This is a genomic window from Actinotalea sp. C106 (assembly GCF_023630195.1).
Classification (GTDB): Bacteria; Actinomycetota; Actinomycetes; order Actinomycetales; family Cellulomonadaceae; genus Actinotalea.
Genome location: NZ_JALPKN010000033.1, coordinates 1 through 18,262 on the forward strand (window position 1 = coordinate 1; position 18,262 = coordinate 18,262).

Genomic DNA, 18,262 nt, shown 5'->3' on the forward strand with positions numbered 1-18,262 from the left:
GTAGCGGGCCTGGAGGTTGGTGGCGGTCCCGGCGCCGTAGACGACGAAGGCCGCGAAGAGCAGCGGGACGCTGTCGAGGGCGGCTGCGAGCACGACCCCGGCCGCGCCGAGGGCACCAGTGGCGTAGCCGAGGGCCAGCCCGGAACGTCGTCCGGCGCGCTGGGAGACCCGGCCGACGGCGACCGCCGCGCCGGCCGAGCCCAGGGTGAACAGGGCGACGGGCAGGCCCGCGAGGCTCGTGGCGTCGAGCATCTCCTGGGCGAGCAGGGCGCCGACGGTGATCCCCGCCGCGAGCCCGGCCCCGCTGAGCACCTGGGCCAGGACGAGCACGGCGAGGGTGCGGCGCTGCTCGGGGGGCTCGACCACGTGCTCCTCGGTTCTGGGTGAGCGGCAGGCGACCGTGGGGTGGCCAGCGGATGACCGTTGGGAGGCTACTCGGCGCACAGCCCCGCGGGGACGCTTCGGGCGGCCCGGGCCGACCTACAGTCGGCAAGGTGCGAGGGGTCATCGATGCGACGGGTCGGCCCGTGGACGTCGAGCTCGACCAGGGCAGGGTCGACGCGGTCGACGAGATCCTCGCGCGGTCTGCGGCCTTGCGCGGCCGGAGCTACATCGAGCGCCTCCTGGGCACCTCGATCGAGGACTCCCCGGTGGTGCGCCGCGACCTCCAGCGGCCCCGCGCTCGGCTGCGGCGCCTGGAGACGCTGATCGAGATCGGCGACGAGCCCTGGGTGGTGAGCACGTACTGGGTGGTGGACCGCGACTTCCCCGACCTGGCCGAGGGCTGGGAGCGGGGCCAGACCCTCGTCGGTGCCATGGCCGCCGGGGCTGACCTGGGCCTCGAGTACGGCTGGCGGTCCTTCTCGGCCGCGCAGGCCTGCCCCGAGGACGCCGGGCTGCTGCAGATCCCCACGGGTGACCCCGTGCTGGTGCGGGACGGCGTGAACGTGGACCGGGACGGGCGGCCCGTGGTGCGGGTGCACCGCCGCTGCCGTGCGGACCGAGCGCGCTGGGTGCTGCGGTACCGCTGAGCATCACCCACCGGGTGTCCACCACGTGGAACAGGTCTTCCCACATGCAGGGACGCCTGTCATCGTCGCGTCATGGGGCAGAACCGAGAGCACAACGCACCGCGCGACGTCGCCGGTACGCGAATGTGCATGCCGGGTCTGACCTCGGTGTGCTGTCACTGACCAGCACCACCCGCGAGCCGCTCGTCGCCTGAGCCGCTCCACCGAGCCAGTCCCGGAACGCTCCTCGCCCTGACGCGCCGATCGCGCAGCGGCGACCAGCCGACCTCCGTCGTCGGCCCCTGACACCTCACGGCCCCACGGCCGAGGTCGTCGACCCCGCACCCCGGCACCCGCCGTCCCGTGCGCACCAGCCCTGCCAGGCCCACCTCCGGCGCGGCCGGTGCGCCCCGGCGCGCTGCCGTCCCGTCAGCCACGGCCACCCGGCCGTCCTCCCGCAGGAGCACCATGCCCAAGCGCATCAGCCTCAACGCCTTCGACATGACCACCCCGACCCATCAGAGCCCTGGCCTGTGGCGCCACCCCGACAACCGGGCCGACACGTACAACACCCTCGAGTACTGGACGGACCTGGCCCGCACCCTCGAGCGCGGTCGCTTCGACGCCCTGTTCATCGCCGACGTGCTGGGCGTGTACGACGTCTACCGCAACTCCTCCGCCCCCGCGCTGATCGACGGGGCGCAGATCCCGCTCAACGACCCGTTCCTGCAGGTCCCGGCCATGGCCGCGGTCACCGAGCACCTCGGCTTCGCGGTCACCGCGGCCCTGACCTACGAGCAGCCGTACTCCTTCGCCCGCAAGCTCTCGACCCTCGACCACCTGACCGGCGGACGCATCGGGTGGAACGTCGTGACCTCCTACCTCGACAGCGCGGCCCGCAACCTCGGCCTGGACCGGCAGATCCGCCACGACGACCGGTACGACCTCGCCGACGAGTTCCTCGACGTCACCTACAAGCTGTGGGAGGGCTCCTGGGAGGACGGCGCCGTGGTCAAGGACCGGGCCCGGGGCATCTACACCGACCCCACCAAGGTCCACCCCATCCGCCACGAGGGCCAGCACTTCAGGGTGCCCGGCATCCACCTGTCCGAGCCCTCGCCCCAGCGCTCCCCGGTGATCTTCCAGGCCGGGGCCTCGCCGCGCGGCCGGGACTTCGCGGGGCAGCACGGCGAAGGGGTCTTCATCAACGCCCTGCGCCCGGACCTGACCCGGATCACCACCGACGACATCCGTGACCGGGCCGAGCGCCACGGCCGCAGCCGGGACTCGGTCAAGATCTACGCCCTGCTCACGGCGATCGTCGCGGACTCCGACGCGGCGGCCGAGCGCAAGCTCGCCGAGTACCGGTCCTACAGCAGCGCGGAGGGAGCCCTGGCCCTCTACGGCGGATGGTCGGGCCTGGACCTGGCCTCCTTCGACCCTGAGCAGCCCCTCAAGTACGTCGACACCGACGCGGCCCGCTCAGCCCTGTCGATCTTCACCAAGGCCGACCCGACCCGGGAGTGGACCCCCCTGGACATCGCCCAGCACGTGGGGGTGGGCGGCATCGGGCCCGTCCTGGTGGGCAGCCCCACCACCGTCGCGGACGAGATCGAGCGGTGGATCGACGACGCAGGCCTGGACGGCATCAACCTCGCGTACGCCATCACCCCGGGCTCCTTCGAGGAGTTCGTCGACCTCGTGGTCCCCGAGCTGCAGCGGCGCGGGCGTGTGTGGCGCGAGTACGAGGGCTCGACCCTCCGCGAGTACCTCTACGGCGCGGGCCACCACCACGTCGCCGACACCCACCCGGCCGCCGCGTACCGCGGTGCCTACGCCGGCCAGCTGAGCGCCGCGGACGAGCAGGTCGTCCCGGCACGGACCAAGGAGACGGTATGACCGAGCACGCAGTCGTCGAGCGTTCCCCCTGGCACGGGGCGGCCGACGCCACCGAGCTGGACCACTGGCGCGCCGTCGCCCGGGCCGCGGCCGAGCACCTCGGCGCCGACGCCTGGGAGCGGGACCGTGCCAACGCCCAGCCCTTCGCCGAGCTCGAGCACCTGCGCGGCACCGGGCTGGTCAACCTGCTGGTCCCCGCCGAGCACGGCGGCGCGGGAGCCCACTGGCAGACGGCCTTCGAGGTGGTGCGGATCCTCGCCCGCACCGACGGGTCCATCGCCCAGCTCCTCGCGTACCACTACATCAACCAGGCCACGATCGTCTTCTACGCCGAGCCCGCCGACCAGGGTCCCTGGTGGCGACGCTCGGCCGAGGGGCAGTGGGTCTGGGGGGACTCGGTCAACCCCGTCGACCCGACCCTCGAGCTCACGCCCGACGGCGACGGCTACCGCCTCAACGGCCTCAAGAGGTTCTCGACCGGCTCCTCGGTCGGCGACGTCATCATCATCAACGCGACCGTGCGCGGCGGCGACCAGGACGGCGCCGTGCTGGCCTTCGTCGTCGAGCGGGAGCGGGAGGGGCTCGAGCTCCTCGACGACTGGGACTTCCTGGGGCAGCGTCTCTCGGCCAGCGGGTCGGTGCGTTACCACGACGTGCGCGTGGACCCCGCCGACGTGCTCGGTGAGATCGGGGAGGAGGAGGCGTTCTCGACCCTCGTCACCCCGGGCATCCAGCTGGCCTTCGGCAACTTCTACCTCGGTGTGGCCCAGGGCGCCCTGGCCCGCGGTCGCGAGCTGGTCCTGGCCCGCCCGCGGTCCTGGTTCCTCTCCGCGGCACCCACCTACGCCGAGGACCACCTCGTCCAGCGCACCGTGGGCGAGCTCGTCGCACGGACCGCGGCGGTCGAGGCCCTCGCCGACGTCCTGAACGCCGAGTTCGACGCGGTCCTCGGGCTCGGCGGGGAGGTGACGGCCGAGCAGCGGGCCGCGCTCGAGGTCAAGGTCGCGGGGCTCAAGGTCGTCTCGACCGAGGTCGGGGTCGACGTGGCGAACCGCATCTACGAGGTCACCGGCTCGAGCTCGGCCCGCAGCGGGGTGGGGCTGGACCTCTTCTGGCGCAACGTGCGCACCCACTCCCTCCACGACCCCGTCGACTACAAGAAGCTCGAGGTCGGAGCGCACTTCCTGCTCGGCCAGGTCCAGCCCATCTCGCTCTACACGTGAGGGCCGGCCCCGCGCCGCACCCTCACCCCGAACCCACCAGGAAGACGACCATGACTGCCACCGACAAGCCCACCACCCTCCTCACCCCGCGGCCCACCAGCCTGCCCAGCCGGCGGTCGACCGTCGGGGCCCTCGCCGCCCTGGCCGTGACCCTCCCGCTGGGAGCGTGCGCGGCAGGGGCCGCAGACGCTGCCCAGGGCGAGGAGCTCACCGTCCTGCTCATCTCCTCGCACGAGGGGGCCTCGGAGTGGTTGGCCGAGACCTACGAGGAGGAGACCGGCGTCCGCATCAACCCGGTGATCGTCCCCTACGACGAGATCGCCGCGAAGCTCACCCTCGACCAGCAGTCGGGGGCCAACACGATCGACGTCGCGGCCCCCTGGTACGTCTCGATCGGCGACCTCGCGGCCGACGGCGTCATCCAGGACCTCACCGACTGGATCGAGGAGACCCCCGACCTCGACACCGAGGACTTCATCCCCTCGATCTACGACGCGTACACCCAGGTGGGCGACCGCCGGTACGGGCTGCCCTTCGACGGGGACACCCACGTGCTCTTCTACAACACCGAGATCCTGGCCCGGAACGGCTTCGACGCACCGCCGGCCACCTGGGACGAGTACCTCGAGCAGGTCGAGACCATCACCGAGAACGAGTCCGGGGACGGTGTCTACGGCGCGGCGGTCTTCGGGCAGAAGTCCCCGCTGATCCTCGGGGCGAGCTACGCCAACCGGCTCGCCGGGTACGGCGGCTCCTTCCTCGACGAGAGCGGGACCCCGTCGGTCGACACCCCCGAGGCCGTCGCTGCAGCGCAGGCCCTGGTCGACATCTGGCCGCACGCCTTCCCGACGCCGGGTGAGACGGCCTTCGGCGAGGGCAACAGCGCCTGGCTCGACGGGTCGGTGGCCTTCATCGAGAACTGGACCGACCTCGGCGTCGTCTCCCAGAGCGCCGAGTCCGGCTCGACGGTCGCGGACGGCTGGGGCGTGACCACCCTGCCCGTGGGCGGGGACGCGACCGAGTCCCGTGCCTCGCTGGTCGCTGGTTTCACGTGGACCGTCACGGCCAACACCGAGGAGACCGAGCTCGCGCAGGACTTCATCGCCTGGGCTGCCTCCGCCGAGGTCAACGAGGCTCTGCTGACGGCCGAGCCGCCCACGGGCATCGACCCCAACCGCGTCTCCTCCCTGGAGAGCGAGTCCTACGGCACGGCCTTCCCCGAGCTGCAGGAGGCCAACCGCGCGACCCTGACCGACAGCCTCGCCTGGCCCACCGGGGAGCACGCCGCCCAGCTCGCGCAGATCCTCACCGACGAGCTCGCCAAGCTGCTCGCCGGCCAGGGGGGCACCGCGCAGGAGACGATGGAGCGGGTCCAGGCCGAGTGGGAGCGAACCCTTGGCGACTGACCTGGCCGTCCGCGGTCCGGTCAGGCGGGGGCAGACCTGGCAGCACCGGCTGATGGTCAGCCCGCTGATCCTCACCGTGCTGGTGCTCGGGGCCTACCCGCTGGTGTTCATCGTGGGGGCCTCCCTCACCGAGTCCACCCTGGGCAACCCCTTCCAGGAATGGGCCGGGCTGGCCAGCGCGCGGGAGGTGGTTGCGAGCAGCGACGTGACCGACGCGCTGGCCCGCGGGGCGGGGTACGCGGTGGGGGTCGCGGCCCTGAGCACGGTGCTCGGGGTGGTGCTGGCCCTCGCGCTCCTGGGCCTGCGGCGTGGGGGAGGGCTCGCGCGCGGGCTGCTCCTGCTGCCGCTGATGACCCCACCGGTGGTCGTGGCCATCGTGTGGCGGCTCGTGTTCAACCCGGCAGGTGGGCTGCTCGCGACGCTGCTGGGCGCCGTGGGCTACGAGGGGCAGGCCGTCGCGGTGCTGTCCTCGCCGGGCCTGGCCCTGCTCGGGGTCGCGATCGCCGACACCTGGCAGTGGACCCCGCTGGTGATGCTCCTGGTCTACGCGGGCCTGCTCGGCCTGGACCGCGAGGTGCTCGAGGCCGCCGCCCTCGACGGCGCGCACGGTCTGCGCCTGGTCCGGCACGTGGTGCTGCCCTCGGTCGCGGGGGTCGTGCTCGCGGCCTTCTTCGTCCGGCTGGTGCTGGCCTTCAAGGTCTACGACCTCGTCGCGGTCATGACGGCCGGGGGGCCCGGCCAGTCCACCACGGTGCCCTCCTACCTGATCCACCAGGCGGCCCTGCAGCAGTTCGACCTGGACCGCGCCGCGGTGATCACCCTGCTGCTCGCCGTCGTGGTGACGGTCGTGACCGTGCCGGTGGCCCTCCTGACCCGAAAGGTCGAACGATGACCAGCACCCTCTCCGCGCGCCCAGCCCCTGCGCCCCCGGTCCTCGCGCCCCCAGCTCCAGCGCCCCCGGCCCGGAGGCGACCGGTGCTGCGGACCGGAGCGCGGCGTCGTCGGCCGCCTCTGCTGGCACCCGCCGTGGTGGTCATCGGGGTGGTGCTCGCCGTCGTGCCGCTGCTCTACCTGTTCTCGGTGTCCCTCATGGGGCGCAACGAGCTGGTCGCCGGGGTGCTCGTGCCGAGCGACCCTCAGTGGTCGAACTGGAGCGAGGCGGTGGCCGGCACCACGTTGACCCAGGCCGTGCTCAACTCGGTGCTCGCCGCGGTGGGTGGGGCGCTGCTGTCCCTGGCCCTCGCGCTACCAGGGGCGTGGGCCCTGTCGCGTCGGGGCACCGGCGGGCGCACCCTGCTCGCGACGGTGATGAGCCCGTGGCTGCTGCCGCCCATCGTCGCGGTGGTGCCGCTGCTCACGTTGCTGCGCATCCTCGGGCTGACCAACAGCCTGCTCGGCCTGACCCTCGTGTACGGGCTGGTCAACCTGCCGGTCGCGGTGTGGCTGCTGCAGGCCTTCCTGCACCGGATCCCCGGGGAGATCGACGAGGCCGCCCAGCTCGACGGCGCGGGCCCGCTGCGGGTGCTGACCTCGATCGTGCTGCCCCTGGCCGGGCCCTCGCTGGTCGCCGTCGGGCTGATCGTGACCCTGCTCGGCTACAGCGAGTTTCTCCTCGCGAGCTTCCTCACCCAGGACGCCGCCTCCCAGACCCTGCCCGTGCACCTGTCCCTGCTGCTCGGGGAGCGGGTCGCCGAGTACGGGAAGATCGCCGCCGCCGCGATGGTCGGCATCCTTCCCGTGCTGGTGATCGCCCTGACCCTGCAGCGCCGCCTCGTCGAGGGGCTCACCGCCGGGGCCGTGAAATGACCGCGCCCTCATCCTGGAAGGACCTGCCATGACCACCCCCTACGAGGCCGCCGCAGCGACGTACCGGCCGATCCTGGACAAGATCGCCGAGCGTGCTGTGGAGGCCGAGCGCACCCGAACCCTGCCCCACGAGCAGATCGGCTGGTTGCGGGAGGCCGGGTTCGGCGCTGCTCGCATCCCGGTCGAGCTGGGTGGCGACGGCCTGTCCTGGCCCGAGTACAGCCGGCTGCTGACCGAGCTGGCTGCCGCGGACAGCAATGTCCTCCAGGCCCTGCGCGGGCACATCGCCCTGGTCGAGGACCAGCTCTTCCACCACCCGGGCCAGGACCGCAGCCGGTGGATCTCACGGTTCGTGGCGGGGCAGATCGCGGGCAACGCGTGGACCGAGCCCGGGGCCGGCGGGGTCTCGACCACCCTCGACGACGGCCCGGCGGGGCTGACCGTCACCGGGCGCAAGTACTACACGACGGGGTCGATCTACGCCGACTGGATCGACGTCACCGCCCGCGGGGCCGACGGCACGGACCTCACCCTCATCGTCGCGGCCGGGGCCGACGGCGTGACGACCACCGACGACTGGGACGGCTTCGGCCAGCGCCTGACCGGCAGCGGGACGACGGTCTTCGACCAGGCGCCCGTCGAGCCCGACGCCGTCTTCACCTTCGCCGGACGGTTCCCGTACCAGACGGCCCTCTACCAGCACGTGCACCTCATCACCCTGGCCGGCATCGCGCGGGCGGCGGCGCGGGACGCGGCCGACGAGGTGCGGGCGCGGACCCGGACCTTCGGCCACGGCAACGGGCCACGGGTGCGCCAGGACCCGCAGGTGCTCCAGGTGGTCGGGGAGATCGAGGCGACCAGCTTCGCGGCTGAGGCCGTCGTGCAGCACGTCGCGGGATCCCTCGAGGCCGCTTTCGCGAGCAGGGGGGCCGGGGCCGAGGAGCAGCGGGCCGTGAGCGAGCGGGCCGAGCTCGCCACGGCCCAGGGGCAGGTCGTGCTCAGCGCCTCGGTGCCTCGGGCGGCGACGGCGATCTTCGACGGGCTGGGCGCCTCGGCGACCAGCACCACCAAGGCCCTGGACCGGCACTGGCGCAACGCCCGCACGGTGGCGACCCACAACCCGGCCATCTACAAGGCGCGGATCGTGGGGGACTGGGCCGTCAACGGCGCGGCGCCGCCCACCGTGTGGAGCATCGGGGTGCAGCCGGTCGGAGGTGAGGCGGACTCCGTGACGACGGGGAACACGACAGCGCCGTCGGCGTTGCAACGGTCATGAGCATCGACACGAGCCAGTCCGCCGTGGTCCCGGACGAGGTTCTCGACCTCATGTTCCGCGAGGCCCGCACCGTCAACACCTTCAGCGACGAGGACGTCTCCGACGAGCAGGTGCGTGCCGTGTGGGACCTGGTGCGGTGGGGGCCGACGGCCTTCAACTCGCTGCCGATGCGCATGCTGCTGGTGCGCTCGACCGAGGCCCGTGAACGGCTCGCCTCGCACATGGGCGGGAGCAACGCGGCCAAGACGCTGCGTGCGCCGCTGAGCATCGTGCTCGCGGCGGACCTCGACTTCCACGAGCACCTGCCCCGGCTCGCACCGCACATGGCCGCGCTCCGTGACCAGCTCGCCGACGCCCCCGAGTCCCGCTCCGCGACGTCACGGGACAACACCTTCCTGCAGGCCGGCTACCTCGTCGTCGGGCTGCGCGCCGCGGGTCTGCACGTCGGGCCGATGTCCGGGTTCGACGCCCCCGGGGTCGATGCCGACCTGTTCGCCGGCTCGCCCTGGCGCTCGATCATGGTGCTCAACGTCGGCACCGCCCCGGCCGACCACGAGGGCTTCTCGATGCCCGCGACCCGCGACCGCCAGGCCCGCCTCGACTTCGAGGACGTCGCCCGGGTGGTGTGAGGTACGCCGTTCGCGTGGTGGCCGGCCGGTCCTGGCGACGGGCGTCGCGGAACGGGTTCTGCTCCGCGCGCCGCTGCTCTACCGTTCAAGCACAGGTTGGACGGCATCCGAGGGGGCGCGTGATGAGTGAGACCGAGCGGGAGACGAGGCCGGGCTTCTGGCACCGGGTCGGTCGGCGGCTGCAGAACGCGTGGGACGCCGTGTGGATCCTCGACGGCCTGATCACGATCGGGCGCCTGCTGCTCATCCCGTTCCGTCTGCTGGGCCGGGCGCTCTCGAGCCTGTAGCGAGGGTGCGGGGCGTCAGGAGACGGTCGCTGACGGTGCGGCCACGGCGTCGGCGTCCGACGGTCAGGACGGCGGCGTGAAGACCGGGACGACGACCACGGTGGTCGTGCTCAGCCAGAGACCCTCGATGTCCTCCGCCTCCGGGTCGATGTCCCGTGCGGCACCCGCGTTGATGCCCTGGTAGGCGTAGGTCTCGGCGAAGGTGGCTGCCACGTCGCATGTCCCCGGGCCGTCTGGGCTGGTGAGCCCGCACCACATCGGCGTGACGGTCGCGCCGACGCTCGTCAGTGCGCCGATCAGGTCCGGGAGCGCGTCCTCGGGGCGGAGGCCGGTCGTCCAGCACCGCGCGCCGTCGGCCGAGAACAGCTCGTCGCAGGGGACGGGGGCGTACCCCTCCCCGAGCTCCACGGCGGCGGCGGCCTCCATGACGCGCTCGCGGTCCTGGGGCCAGGCCCGCTCGGCCCGCCACTGGTGGATGGCGTGCGACGTCGGCCCGGTGACCGCGAGGCCTCCGCACACGACCAGCACGGCGAGGAGGGCGACCTTGCGGGTGCTCGGCACTCGGTCATGATCGGCACGTCGCCGTCATTGTTGAGGGGCCGCCGTGTGGCTTTGCGCCTTCCCCGAGAACCCCTGGGCCGTGGATCTGCTGGGCCGGGCGTTCTCGAGCCTGTAGCCGCGGACCGGTGCGAGGACGTCGCCGATGGCACCCTGTGGCGGGGAGGGGAGCCGGTGGAGCTGATCGACGAGATCGTGGCCGACGTCCTGGCACGCGCCGGCGACGTCGGGACGCGCCTGGCCGTCGCTGTCCTCATCGCGCTCGTGGTCATCGGTGTGGGGCGCCTGCTGCGGCCTCTGGTCCGGCGCGGGGTGGCTACCGGTGGGCGCCCGAGCCGCACCCGGGTGTTCGTCGCGCTGTTCCAGGTGGTCGTCGTGATCCTCGCGATCCTGCTCGCCGCCACCTTGGCCTTCCCATCGGTGCGGGTCGCGGACGTGCTGGCCAGCCTGGGGATCGTCTCGGTCGCCGCAGGTTTCGCGTTCAAGGACGTGCTGGAGAACCTGCTGGCCGGGGTGCTGCTCCTGCTGCGCGACCCGTTCAAGTCGGGTGACCAGATCCGCGTCGGCGACCACGAGGGCACCGTCGAGGGCATCACCATCCGAGAGACCCTGCTGCGCACCTACGACGGCCAGCGCGTCCTGCTGCCCAACGCCCAGGTCTACACCAGCCCGCTCGAGGTGCTGACCCACTACCCCGCGACCCGGAGTGCGTTCCGGCTCAACGTGGCCGCGGACTCCGACGTCGGCCAGGTGCGTGAGGTGCTCACGACGGCGACCCGTGAGGCCCTCGCCGGTGTCGCCATGCTGCCGGACGGGGCGCGGCCGCCCGAGGTCGTCGTCGTGGGGATGGAGCGGGGCGCGGTCGAGGTCGAGGTGCGGGTGTGGAGCGGCCCGCTCCGTGGCCAGCGCACCGCGGCCCTGGACGCCGCGATCCCAGCGGCCCTGGCCGCGCTGCGTGCGCAGGACATCGCGCTGGACCAGCCGACGACGGTCCTGCTCCAGGAGGGGTGACGCGGCGCATGGCCCCTCAGCGATCGCAGGACTGGACCTTCGCGTTCGACGACGGGGCGCGCGGACTCGACGGTGCACCAGCAGGGGCGGCGCTGACGGACGAGCAGGGGCTGCTGATCGACCTGCTGCGGGTCGAGCTGCGGCTGGTCGAGGAGCTCGCTCTTGGGGGAGCCGACGTCGATCTGAGAGCCACCCGGGAGCTCGTCACGCGCCTCGTGCGCGGCGGGGCGTCGCTCGAGAGCATCGCGGACGCGGTGCCGTGCCGGTTGTCCTTCCTCGCCGGGCTCGGCATCGGCGACTGAGGCGCTGCCTCGAAAACCCCTGGGTCGTGGACCCACGAGGCGCCATCATGATCGGCGCACACCACCACCAGGAAGAGAGGAGTGTCATGACCCGGCAGCTGTCCGCGTCGTTGATCTCATGGGCGTCGATCCTCGAGGACGGGACCCGTGAGCAGGCGCTGCGGACGAGCGAGATGCCCTTCATCTACCCGCACATGGCGTTGATGCCTGACGCGCACCTCGGCAAGGGGGCGACGGTCGGGTCGGTCATCCCGACCCGGGGCGCGATCATCCCGGCGGCCGTCGGCGTCGACATCGGGTGCGGCATGGACGCGGTCCTGACGCAGTGGACCAAGGACGACGTCGCCGCCACCGGCGCGCCCCTGGTGGGCCTGCGTGAGGCCATCGAGCGGCGCATCCCCTTGTCGGCGGGCGGCCGCAACAAGGCCTTGACCCCGACGGCGGAGGAGCGGGTCGGTGCTCTCGCGACCATGGCTGAGCAGCTCGAGATGCCCGACCCTGCGTCCTTCGTGGGCGGCTGGGCGCTCCAGCTGGGGTCGCTCGGGTCGGGGAACCACTTCATCGAGGTCAGCCTCGACGAGCAGGACCGGGTGTGGCTGTTCCTGCACTCCGGGTCCCGGGGCGTGGGCAACCGGATCGCGCAGCACCACATCAAGGTCGCCCGGGACCTCATGGAGCGGTACTTCATCCGGCTCGAGGACCTCGACCTCGCGTACCTCGTGGAGGGCACCGACGAGTTCTGGGCGTACGTCCGCGCGCTGCGGTGGGCCCAGGAGTTCGCGCGGCAGAACCGGGCCGAGATGATGGACCGGGTGGTGGATGCCGCAGCCTCGTTCATGCGTGAGGACGTCGAGCGCCGCGAGGAGATCTCCTGCCACCACAACTACACCGAGCAGGAGAGGCACTTCGGCCAGAAGGTCTGGTTGTCCCGCAAGGGGGCGATCGACGCTCACGAGGGGGTCATGGGCCTGATCCCTGGCTCGATGGGCACCCGGTCGTACGTCGTCGAGGGCAAGGGCAACCGGGACTCGCTGTGCTCGGCGCCGCACGGTGCGGGCCGCGAGTACAGCCGGTCTCGGGCGCGCAGGACCTTCACGGTCGAGCAGCTGGAGGAGGCGATGGTCGGCATCGAGTACCGGCGGACCGACGCCTTCATCGACGAGATCCCCCAGGCGTACAAGGACATCGACGTCGTGATGGCCGACGCCGCTGACCTCGTCCGGGTCCGGCACGAGCTCCGTCAGATCGTCAACGTCAAGGGCGACTGAGGCGTCGTCCACGTCGCTTCGGCTGGCGCAGCGGGGGTACGGGCGCGGGCCGGTCGAGGGCCTCTCTCCGGGGAGGGTCTCGACCGGCCCGCAAAAGAGGGTGAGGGCGACGCCTGGCCCCCTTACGTTGTGATCATGTCCACCCCCGACGACGACGACGGCGCCGACGGGGCCGACCTCACCCCCGCCGAGAGGCTGCGCCGGCGTCGCCGCTGGCTCAAGCAGAAGGTGGACGCCGAGCCGCAGCGCCTCGACCTGCGCGAGGAGCTGGCCGCCGTCTACCGGGCGGAGGGGCACGTCGACCAGGCGGGTCGGTGGAACTACCTCTCGGAGGACGCGGACCCGGAGGAGTCGAAGGCCTTCGCCCGGGCGTCCCAGGGCGACCCTGTGGTGATGATGCGGGCCTTGCGCTGGACGGGATCGGAGAACGACGCGACGACGGCGGTCGCCCGCGAGCGCCTGGGTGAGCTGCGTGCGGCTGCGCGGGGTCCCTTGGGTCGCCGCCCCTCGTGGGAGAATCCTGATCCCGACTCCCTCTGGCCGCTGGTTCTGGGGTGTGCGGGCGTGCTGATCGTCCTCGGGTTCGCCGTGGTCGGCGGGATCGTGACGGTGCGGTGGCTCGTCGGTGTGCTCTGAGGTCGAATCGCACGACGCGGGGAGCGACCCCGACTACACGCCCGCCTGCGCCGAGCCGGGAGACGGGCTCCGCGTGGGCTGGACGACGGGGAACGTCACCCCGGCGAGGTCCTCGGAGACGGCCCAGAGCCGCTGCTGGACGGCGACCTCGTAGGACTCCGGGCTGGACGTGACCACACGAGGGTGGCCCTTGACCTCATGGCGTCCGCCGGGGCCGTAGTACTGGCCACCGAGCACGGCGGGATCCGTGGCGGCGCGCAGGGTCGGGAGCGCGCCCATCGCCGGCGTCTGGGTGATCAGCGGCGCGAGCCAGGTGAGCGGGAGCCGGAGAGCCGCGGGGGTGTTGCGGGCGAGCTCGGTGCTGGACATCCCGGGGTGCGCGGCCACCGCGACGGTGGTGCCGTGGGGCGTGAGCCGGCGCTGGAGCTCGTACGTGAACATCAGGTTGGCCAGCTTCGACTGGCCGTAGGCGCCGACGCGGCTGTACGACCGCTCCCACTGCAGGTCCTCGAAGTGGATCGCGGCGCGGATGCGGTGACCGGTGCTGCTGACGGTCACCACGCGCGAGCCAGGAACCGGCAGCATCAGGTCCAGGAGCAGCCCGGTCAGGGCGAAGTGGCCGAGGTGGTTGGTGCCGAGCTGCATCTCGAAGCCGTCCCGGGTGGTCTGCTTCGGGGTGTACATCACGCCGGCGTTGTTGATCAGCAGGTCGATCCGGTCGAGCCGGGACCGCAGGGCCTCCGCCGCGGCCCGGACGGACTCGAGCGAGCTCAGGTCCAGGGCCTGCACGGTCACGTCGCCGGTCATGCGGGCCGCGGCCTGCTCGCCCTTCTTGACGTCGCGCACGGCGAGGACGACGGACGCCCCGCGCTCGGCGAGCGCCTTGGCTGTCTCGTACCCCAGGCCGGTGTTGGCTCCGGTCACCACGGCCACCCGCCCGTGCTGGTCCGGGATGCTCGTCGTCGTCCACGTCTCGCTCATGTCAGGCTCCTCTGTCTAACGTACCGACGGTATCGTGCGCCGCCGACGCTAAAGTACTCTCGGTACTTTGTCAACGTACCGCAGGTACCTAAGTTAGGGTGGCGATCGTGACGTTCCAGCGGGCGCGAACCGAAGAGCAGCGCGAGATCCGCCGACGGGCGATCCTCGACACGGCGTCGGCGATGCTCCACGAGATGCCCGTGGCCGCCGTCACCCTCAACGAGCTCAGCCGCCGAGTAGGGCTGGCGAAGCCGAACGTGCTGCGCTACTTCGAGTCGCGCGAGGCCGTGCTGCTGGAGCTCCTGGACCACTTCCTGAAGGAGTGGCTGAGCGAGCTGACAGGGGAGCTGGCCTCCGGTGTCGACGAGGACCTACCCATGGCCGAGCGAGCGTCAGCGGTGGCCGAGGTCCTCAGCCGCTCACTCGCCGACCGGTCGACGCTGTGCGAGCTCTTCGGCGCGCAGGGCGGCGTCCTGGAGCACAACGTCTCCGTCGAGGTCGTGGCGCGGTACAAGCGCGCCTCCCTGGACCGACTGACAACCATGACCTCTCTGCTCGAGAGGTACCTGCCGGAGCTGGAGGAGAACGCCACGCTCTTCAGCCTGCAGACCATGGTCATGGCCGGTGCGTTGTCGGCGTACAGCACGCCTCCGCCCAGCCTGCTGGCGGCCTACGAGGCCGAGCCTGACCTGGCCCGCTTCCACGTGAAGCTCGAGGACTCGCTGACGACGGCGCTGACCGCGACGCTCCTCGGCGTGCTGCCTCGCCGCTGAACCCGGACATGGCGGGTGGGCCCGCCACTCCGCACGGGATGGTCAACACCGGGTGCGTCGGCCGCCGCTCGCGGTGCGGGAATCGAGCCATACCGTGAGCCCCGGCGGGGCATGGTCAGGTCGTGCGCCTGCGGCAGCGCCGTCCGCGAGAGCGGCTAGAGCGGCCCACAGGGGCTGGTCACCGGCCCACCGCCCGTCCGACCAGGACGAGCGACGACGGGCGGAGCTCCGAGCCCGCCGTCCGGCGCGGGTCAGTCTCAGGCCCCCTCGGTTGCGGAGGACCACGAGCCGGGCCGCCGTGAGCATGAGCACGGCGTCGGTGAGGGCCGCCTGGTCGAGCTTGCGGGACTGGGCCTCGAACCACAGCTGGCGCACGCGGGTCGAGGTGACGCTCCCAGTCCAGGACGCCGCGGCGAGGACGGCGGCACTCGCCAGGGGCCACCCGCGGGTGGGGTCACGGGGCCAGGTTGTCGGTACCGGAGGCACGAGGAGCAGCCGGGCGGCCACGTCGTCGCCCGCGCCCGAGGTCGCGACGCCGTCGAGGCCCAGCTCGTGGAGGAGTGTCGCGCGGGTGACGGAGTCACCGCTGTCGAGGGCCACCCGTGCTCGTCGTGCGACCGCCTCGACCTGAGGTCGCAGATGCAGCCCACCGGCACGGACCGTCGCGTGGTCGTGCTGCAGGAGCCAGCGCACGACGTGCCCGGTCGCCGCATCGTCGGGGCCGGTCCGGAACAACCGGTCCGTGGTCGCGAACAGCGCCGGCCAGCGCACCGGGCTCCGAGTCTCGCCGAGGGCAGCCAAGGTCACCAGGACGGGCTCGGTCCTGACCGTGCTCATCGATTGCCTCTCCACGGCGGCATCCTGGCAGCACCCATGATCACGCACGTCCGTGCCTCACCGTCGGCTGCGGAGTTCTTCACCACGGACTGGGTCCTCGCGATCGGAGGCCCTGACGAGGAGTTCCTCTGCCGTCTGGCTGCGGAGGGGCTGCAGCCCGCGTCGTGGCGCGACGTGCACACTCCGGCCGAGGACCCCGCAGGTGGTCGAGGGCTCGTGTGGCGCCTACCGGGGCTGCTCGCCTCCGAGAGCGGGCGAGTGCATGTCGGCGTCGCCTGGTGTCGCACGGGTCACCCCGGTAGTGAGGACGCACCGTGGATCGCCGTCGACACGAGCGCTTCAGCGATCCGGACTGCCGTTGGCCTCGCATCCGAGCATGAGCGCCGACGGGCGATGCGCGGGACCTGACGAGCCGCACTGCATGGACGAACTTCTGACAGGGGGCTAGAGGGCGCTGAGGCCGGGCGATGCTGGGAGCGGGTGACGGGAATCGAACCCGCGCTATCAGCTTGGGAAGCTGATGTTCTACCATTGAACTACACCCGCGAGCGCCCGTTGCCGGGCGGCGCGCGACGATCATACCCACCATCGACGTGCCCTGGCCAAAGCGCCCTCGCCGTGGCCCCCTCCTCGCCGTCGTCCCGGCTGCGCCTGCGGAGTCGGGCGCGTACCCCGCCCTCGTGCACAGATCTTGTCCACAGCCATGTGGGTGATTTCGTGCGGCGCACGTCACCCTGTGGACGAACCTGTGTAGAACTGTGGATGACGAATCGGGTTCGCCGACCCCTTGTGGGCTCCGCGCGCGGGGGTCTAGAACTGGTTTCCGGCAGCCGTTCAGAACCGTGACGTACCAAGGCAACCTGGGCATCGGGGGCGGACGGCAGCCGGGACAGACCGGAGAACGGTGGACCACCTCGCGGGGGAGACCCTACGAGCTGCGGATGGCGCCGCAGGAGTCCCCGCGGACCGGAACGTCGGGTCGTCAGGTGGCGGCTGCACGGGAGACCGCGCGGCAGCCACCCGTAGCGCCGGAGCGGGACCGCAGCAGCCGGGTAGCTGGCTGTCGGGTCCGACGACCACAGCAGAGCCCCTCGGACGCTTACTCCGAGGGGCTCTCGCTGTGCCTGGCCCCGTGCGGACGCCCGCGCCACGCCAACCGCGACCTCCCGCCGGGCACTCCCTCTCGAAGCGCTCCCGGGCCGCAGGTCCAGCCGCTACCGTGGCCCCGTGCTGCTCTCCGACCGCGACATCCGCGCCGAGCTCGACTCCGGACGCATCCAGCTGGACCCCTACGAGCCGGCCATGATGCAGCCCTCGAGCATCGATGTGCGGCTCGACAAGTTCTTCCGGCTGTTCAGCAACCACAAGTACCCGTTCATCGACCCCGCCCTCGACCAGCCCGACCTGACCCACCTGGTCGAGGCCGACGGCGACGAGGCTTTCATCCTGCATCCCGGGGAGTTCGTGCTCGGCTCCACCTACGAGGCCGTGACCCTGCCCGACGACGTCGCGGCCCGCCTCGAGGGGAAGTCCTCCCTGGGCCGGCTCGGACTGCTCACCCACTCGACTGCGGGGTTCATCGACCCGGGCTTCACCGGGCACGTGACCCTCGAGCTGTCGAACGTCGCGACCCTGCCGATCAAGCTGTGGCCGGGCATGAAGATCGGCCAGATGTGCTTCTTCCGGCTGTCCTCGCCCTCGGAGCACCCCTACGGGTCAAGCGTCTACGGCTCGCGGTACCAGGGTCAGCGCGGCCCCACGGCCTCCCGCTCCTCGACGAGCTTCCATCGCACGCAGGTGTGACTCGGCTGCTACGGCGTTGTGACGAGGCCCGTCTGGGCAACACCGCCGAAGCACAGCCGCAACACTCGCGACCTAGGCTCCCACCATGGCGCTCCCGGCTCTCGACCCCACCTCGACCGATGTCACGGGTCGGCACGTGCTCGTGCTGCCCGAGGACGTCGGTGCTGACGAGGTAGAGACCCTCGCCGCGAGCCGCTTCCCGCGCGCTGTCTGGGAGACCCCGCCGAGCGTGACTCCGCCCCGCCCGACCGGTGGTGCGCGAGGCATGCGGAAGAGCGCCGTCCCGCCGGGGATGCTGCGCCTGTCGCGGCACAGCGTGCTGCAGGGCCCTTTCACCCTTGACCGACCAGCGACCAGCGCCTTGGGCGTCCCCGCATCCGCCGCCCTGGCCTACGTCATGCACTCCCCTGCAGAGCGCGGCACCCCGCCGTGGCCGGGCGGCGGCGACCGTGACGGGCTCGGCCGTGCCTTCCCGGCAGGGCTGCCCGTGCGCGACGAGGAGCGGGTGGTGCGGTGGCTGGTCGACGTCGGGCGCCGCCTGGGTGGGGCGGTGGGGG

18 protein-coding genes, 1 tRNA gene and 2 pseudogenes are annotated in these 18,262 nt (G+C 72.1%); 16 read left to right on the forward strand and 5 right to left on the reverse strand.

From position 1 onward, the window contains the following. Positions 1-366 (reverse strand): annotated as a pseudogene (locus tag L0B03_RS04040) (MFS transporter); the annotation flags it as partial. A gap of 128 nt (positions 367-494) precedes the next feature. Here L0B03_RS04040 and L0B03_RS04045 point away from each other — a divergent pair. From L0B03_RS04045 to L0B03_RS04085, 9 genes are all read left to right on the forward strand, one after another. Next, entirely contained in the window at positions 495-1,031 is a 537-nt protein-coding gene (locus tag L0B03_RS04045; protein ID WP_208056617.1) for a UTRA domain-containing protein, read from the forward strand. 447 nt (positions 1,032-1,478) lie between these two features. Next, positions 1,479-2,909 (forward strand): LLM class flavin-dependent oxidoreductase, encoded by a 1,431-nt coding sequence (locus tag L0B03_RS04050; RefSeq protein WP_250444334.1) that lies wholly within the window; start codon positions 1,479-1,481, stop codon positions 2,907-2,909. Beyond that, positions 2,906-4,132, forward strand: a complete 1,227-nt coding sequence (locus tag L0B03_RS04055) for an acyl-CoA dehydrogenase family protein (RefSeq protein ID WP_250444336.1) — start codon at positions 2,906-2,908, stop codon at positions 4,130-4,132. The genes L0B03_RS04050 and L0B03_RS04055 overlap by 4 nt, the downstream gene beginning before the upstream one ends. 50 nt (positions 4,133-4,182) lie before the next feature. Continuing rightward, positions 4,183-5,538, forward strand: a complete 1,356-nt coding sequence (locus tag L0B03_RS04060; RefSeq protein ID WP_250444338.1) for a sugar ABC transporter substrate-binding protein — start codon at positions 4,183-4,185, stop codon at positions 5,536-5,538. Beyond that, entirely contained in the window at positions 5,528-6,430 is a 903-nt protein-coding gene (locus L0B03_RS04065) for a carbohydrate ABC transporter permease (RefSeq protein ID WP_250444340.1), read from the forward strand. Before L0B03_RS04060 ends, L0B03_RS04065 begins: the two co-directional genes overlap by 11 nt. Then, the gene (locus L0B03_RS04070) at positions 6,427-7,344 is read left to right on the forward strand and encodes a carbohydrate ABC transporter permease (protein ID WP_250444342.1); all 918 of its coding nucleotides are present in this window, start codon (positions 6,427-6,429) and stop codon (positions 7,342-7,344) included. Before L0B03_RS04065 ends, L0B03_RS04070 begins: the two co-directional genes overlap by 4 nt. Before the next feature lie 28 nt (positions 7,345-7,372). After that, positions 7,373-8,620 (forward strand): acyl-CoA dehydrogenase family protein, encoded by a 1,248-nt coding sequence (locus tag L0B03_RS04075; protein ID WP_250444345.1) that lies wholly within the window; start codon positions 7,373-7,375, stop codon positions 8,618-8,620. Beyond that, entirely contained in the window at positions 8,617-9,249 is a 633-nt protein-coding gene (locus L0B03_RS04080) for a malonic semialdehyde reductase (protein ID WP_250444347.1), read from the forward strand. The genes L0B03_RS04075 and L0B03_RS04080 overlap by 4 nt, the downstream gene beginning before the upstream one ends. 122 nt (positions 9,250-9,371) lie before the next feature. Further along, a complete protein-coding gene (locus L0B03_RS04085; protein ID WP_250444349.1) occupies positions 9,372-9,536 on the forward strand; it encodes a hypothetical protein in 165 nt (54 codons plus the stop codon). A gap of 63 nt (positions 9,537-9,599) precedes the next feature. On the opposite strand, the gene L0B03_RS04090 is transcribed toward L0B03_RS04085, so the two are convergent. Further along, positions 9,600-10,097, reverse strand: coding sequence for a hypothetical protein (locus tag L0B03_RS04090; RefSeq protein ID WP_250444351.1), 498 nt, complete (start codon positions 10,095-10,097; stop codon positions 9,600-9,602). Positions 10,098-10,268: 171 nt separating this feature from the next. Here L0B03_RS04090 and L0B03_RS04095 point away from each other — a divergent pair, with 171 nt between their 5' ends. The 4 genes from L0B03_RS04095 (at position 10,269) to L0B03_RS04110 (ending at position 13,311) form a co-directional block, all read left to right on the forward strand. Further along, complete coding sequence (locus L0B03_RS04095) at positions 10,269-11,105, forward strand: mechanosensitive ion channel family protein (protein WP_250444353.1); 837 nt, start codon at positions 10,269-10,271, stop codon at positions 11,103-11,105. A gap of 8 nt (positions 11,106-11,113) precedes the next feature. Beyond that, positions 11,114-11,407, forward strand: coding sequence for a hypothetical protein (locus L0B03_RS04100; RefSeq protein ID WP_250444354.1), 294 nt, complete (start codon positions 11,114-11,116; stop codon positions 11,405-11,407). Between the two features lie 86 nt (positions 11,408-11,493). After that, the gene (locus L0B03_RS04105) at positions 11,494-12,675 is read left to right on the forward strand and encodes an RtcB family protein (RefSeq protein ID WP_250444356.1); all 1,182 of its coding nucleotides are present in this window, start codon (positions 11,494-11,496) and stop codon (positions 12,673-12,675) included. Between the two features lie 135 nt (positions 12,676-12,810). Then, positions 12,811-13,311: a DUF6584 family protein gene (locus L0B03_RS04110; protein ID WP_250444358.1), complete on the forward strand. Its 501-nt coding sequence runs from the start codon at positions 12,811-12,813 to the stop codon at positions 13,309-13,311. Positions 13,312-13,344: 33 nt separating this feature from the next. On the opposite strand, the gene L0B03_RS04115 is transcribed toward L0B03_RS04110, so the two are convergent. Next, positions 13,345-14,292, reverse strand: a complete 948-nt coding sequence (locus L0B03_RS04115; protein WP_250444360.1) for an SDR family NAD(P)-dependent oxidoreductase — start codon at positions 14,290-14,292, stop codon at positions 13,345-13,347. A gap of 107 nt (positions 14,293-14,399) precedes the next feature. On the opposite strand from L0B03_RS04115, the gene L0B03_RS19520 reads away from it, so the two are divergent. After that, positions 14,400-15,065, forward strand: a complete 666-nt coding sequence (locus L0B03_RS19520; RefSeq protein WP_250444361.1) for a TetR/AcrR family transcriptional regulator — start codon at positions 14,400-14,402, stop codon at positions 15,063-15,065. Between the two features lie 42 nt (positions 15,066-15,107). Here the strand turns inward: L0B03_RS19520 and L0B03_RS04125 are convergent, their stop codons facing one another. Both L0B03_RS04125 and L0B03_RS04130 read right to left on the reverse strand, forming a co-directional pair. Beyond that, positions 15,108-15,902: a hypothetical protein gene (locus L0B03_RS04125; protein WP_250444364.1), complete on the reverse strand. Its 795-nt coding sequence runs from the start codon at positions 15,900-15,902 to the stop codon at positions 15,108-15,110. Between the two features lie 475 nt (positions 15,903-16,377). Beyond that, positions 16,378-16,448: transfer RNA gene (locus tag L0B03_RS04130), tRNA-Gly, on the reverse strand. A gap of 681 nt (positions 16,449-17,129) precedes the next feature. Here L0B03_RS04130 and dcd point away from each other — a divergent pair. Further along, positions 17,130-17,705 (forward strand): dCTP deaminase, encoded by a 576-nt coding sequence (dcd, locus tag L0B03_RS04135; protein WP_250444366.1) that lies wholly within the window; start codon positions 17,130-17,132, stop codon positions 17,703-17,705. 85 nt (positions 17,706-17,790) lie between these two features. After that, a pseudogene (locus tag L0B03_RS04140) lies at positions 17,791-18,262 on the forward strand (hypothetical protein); the annotation flags it as partial.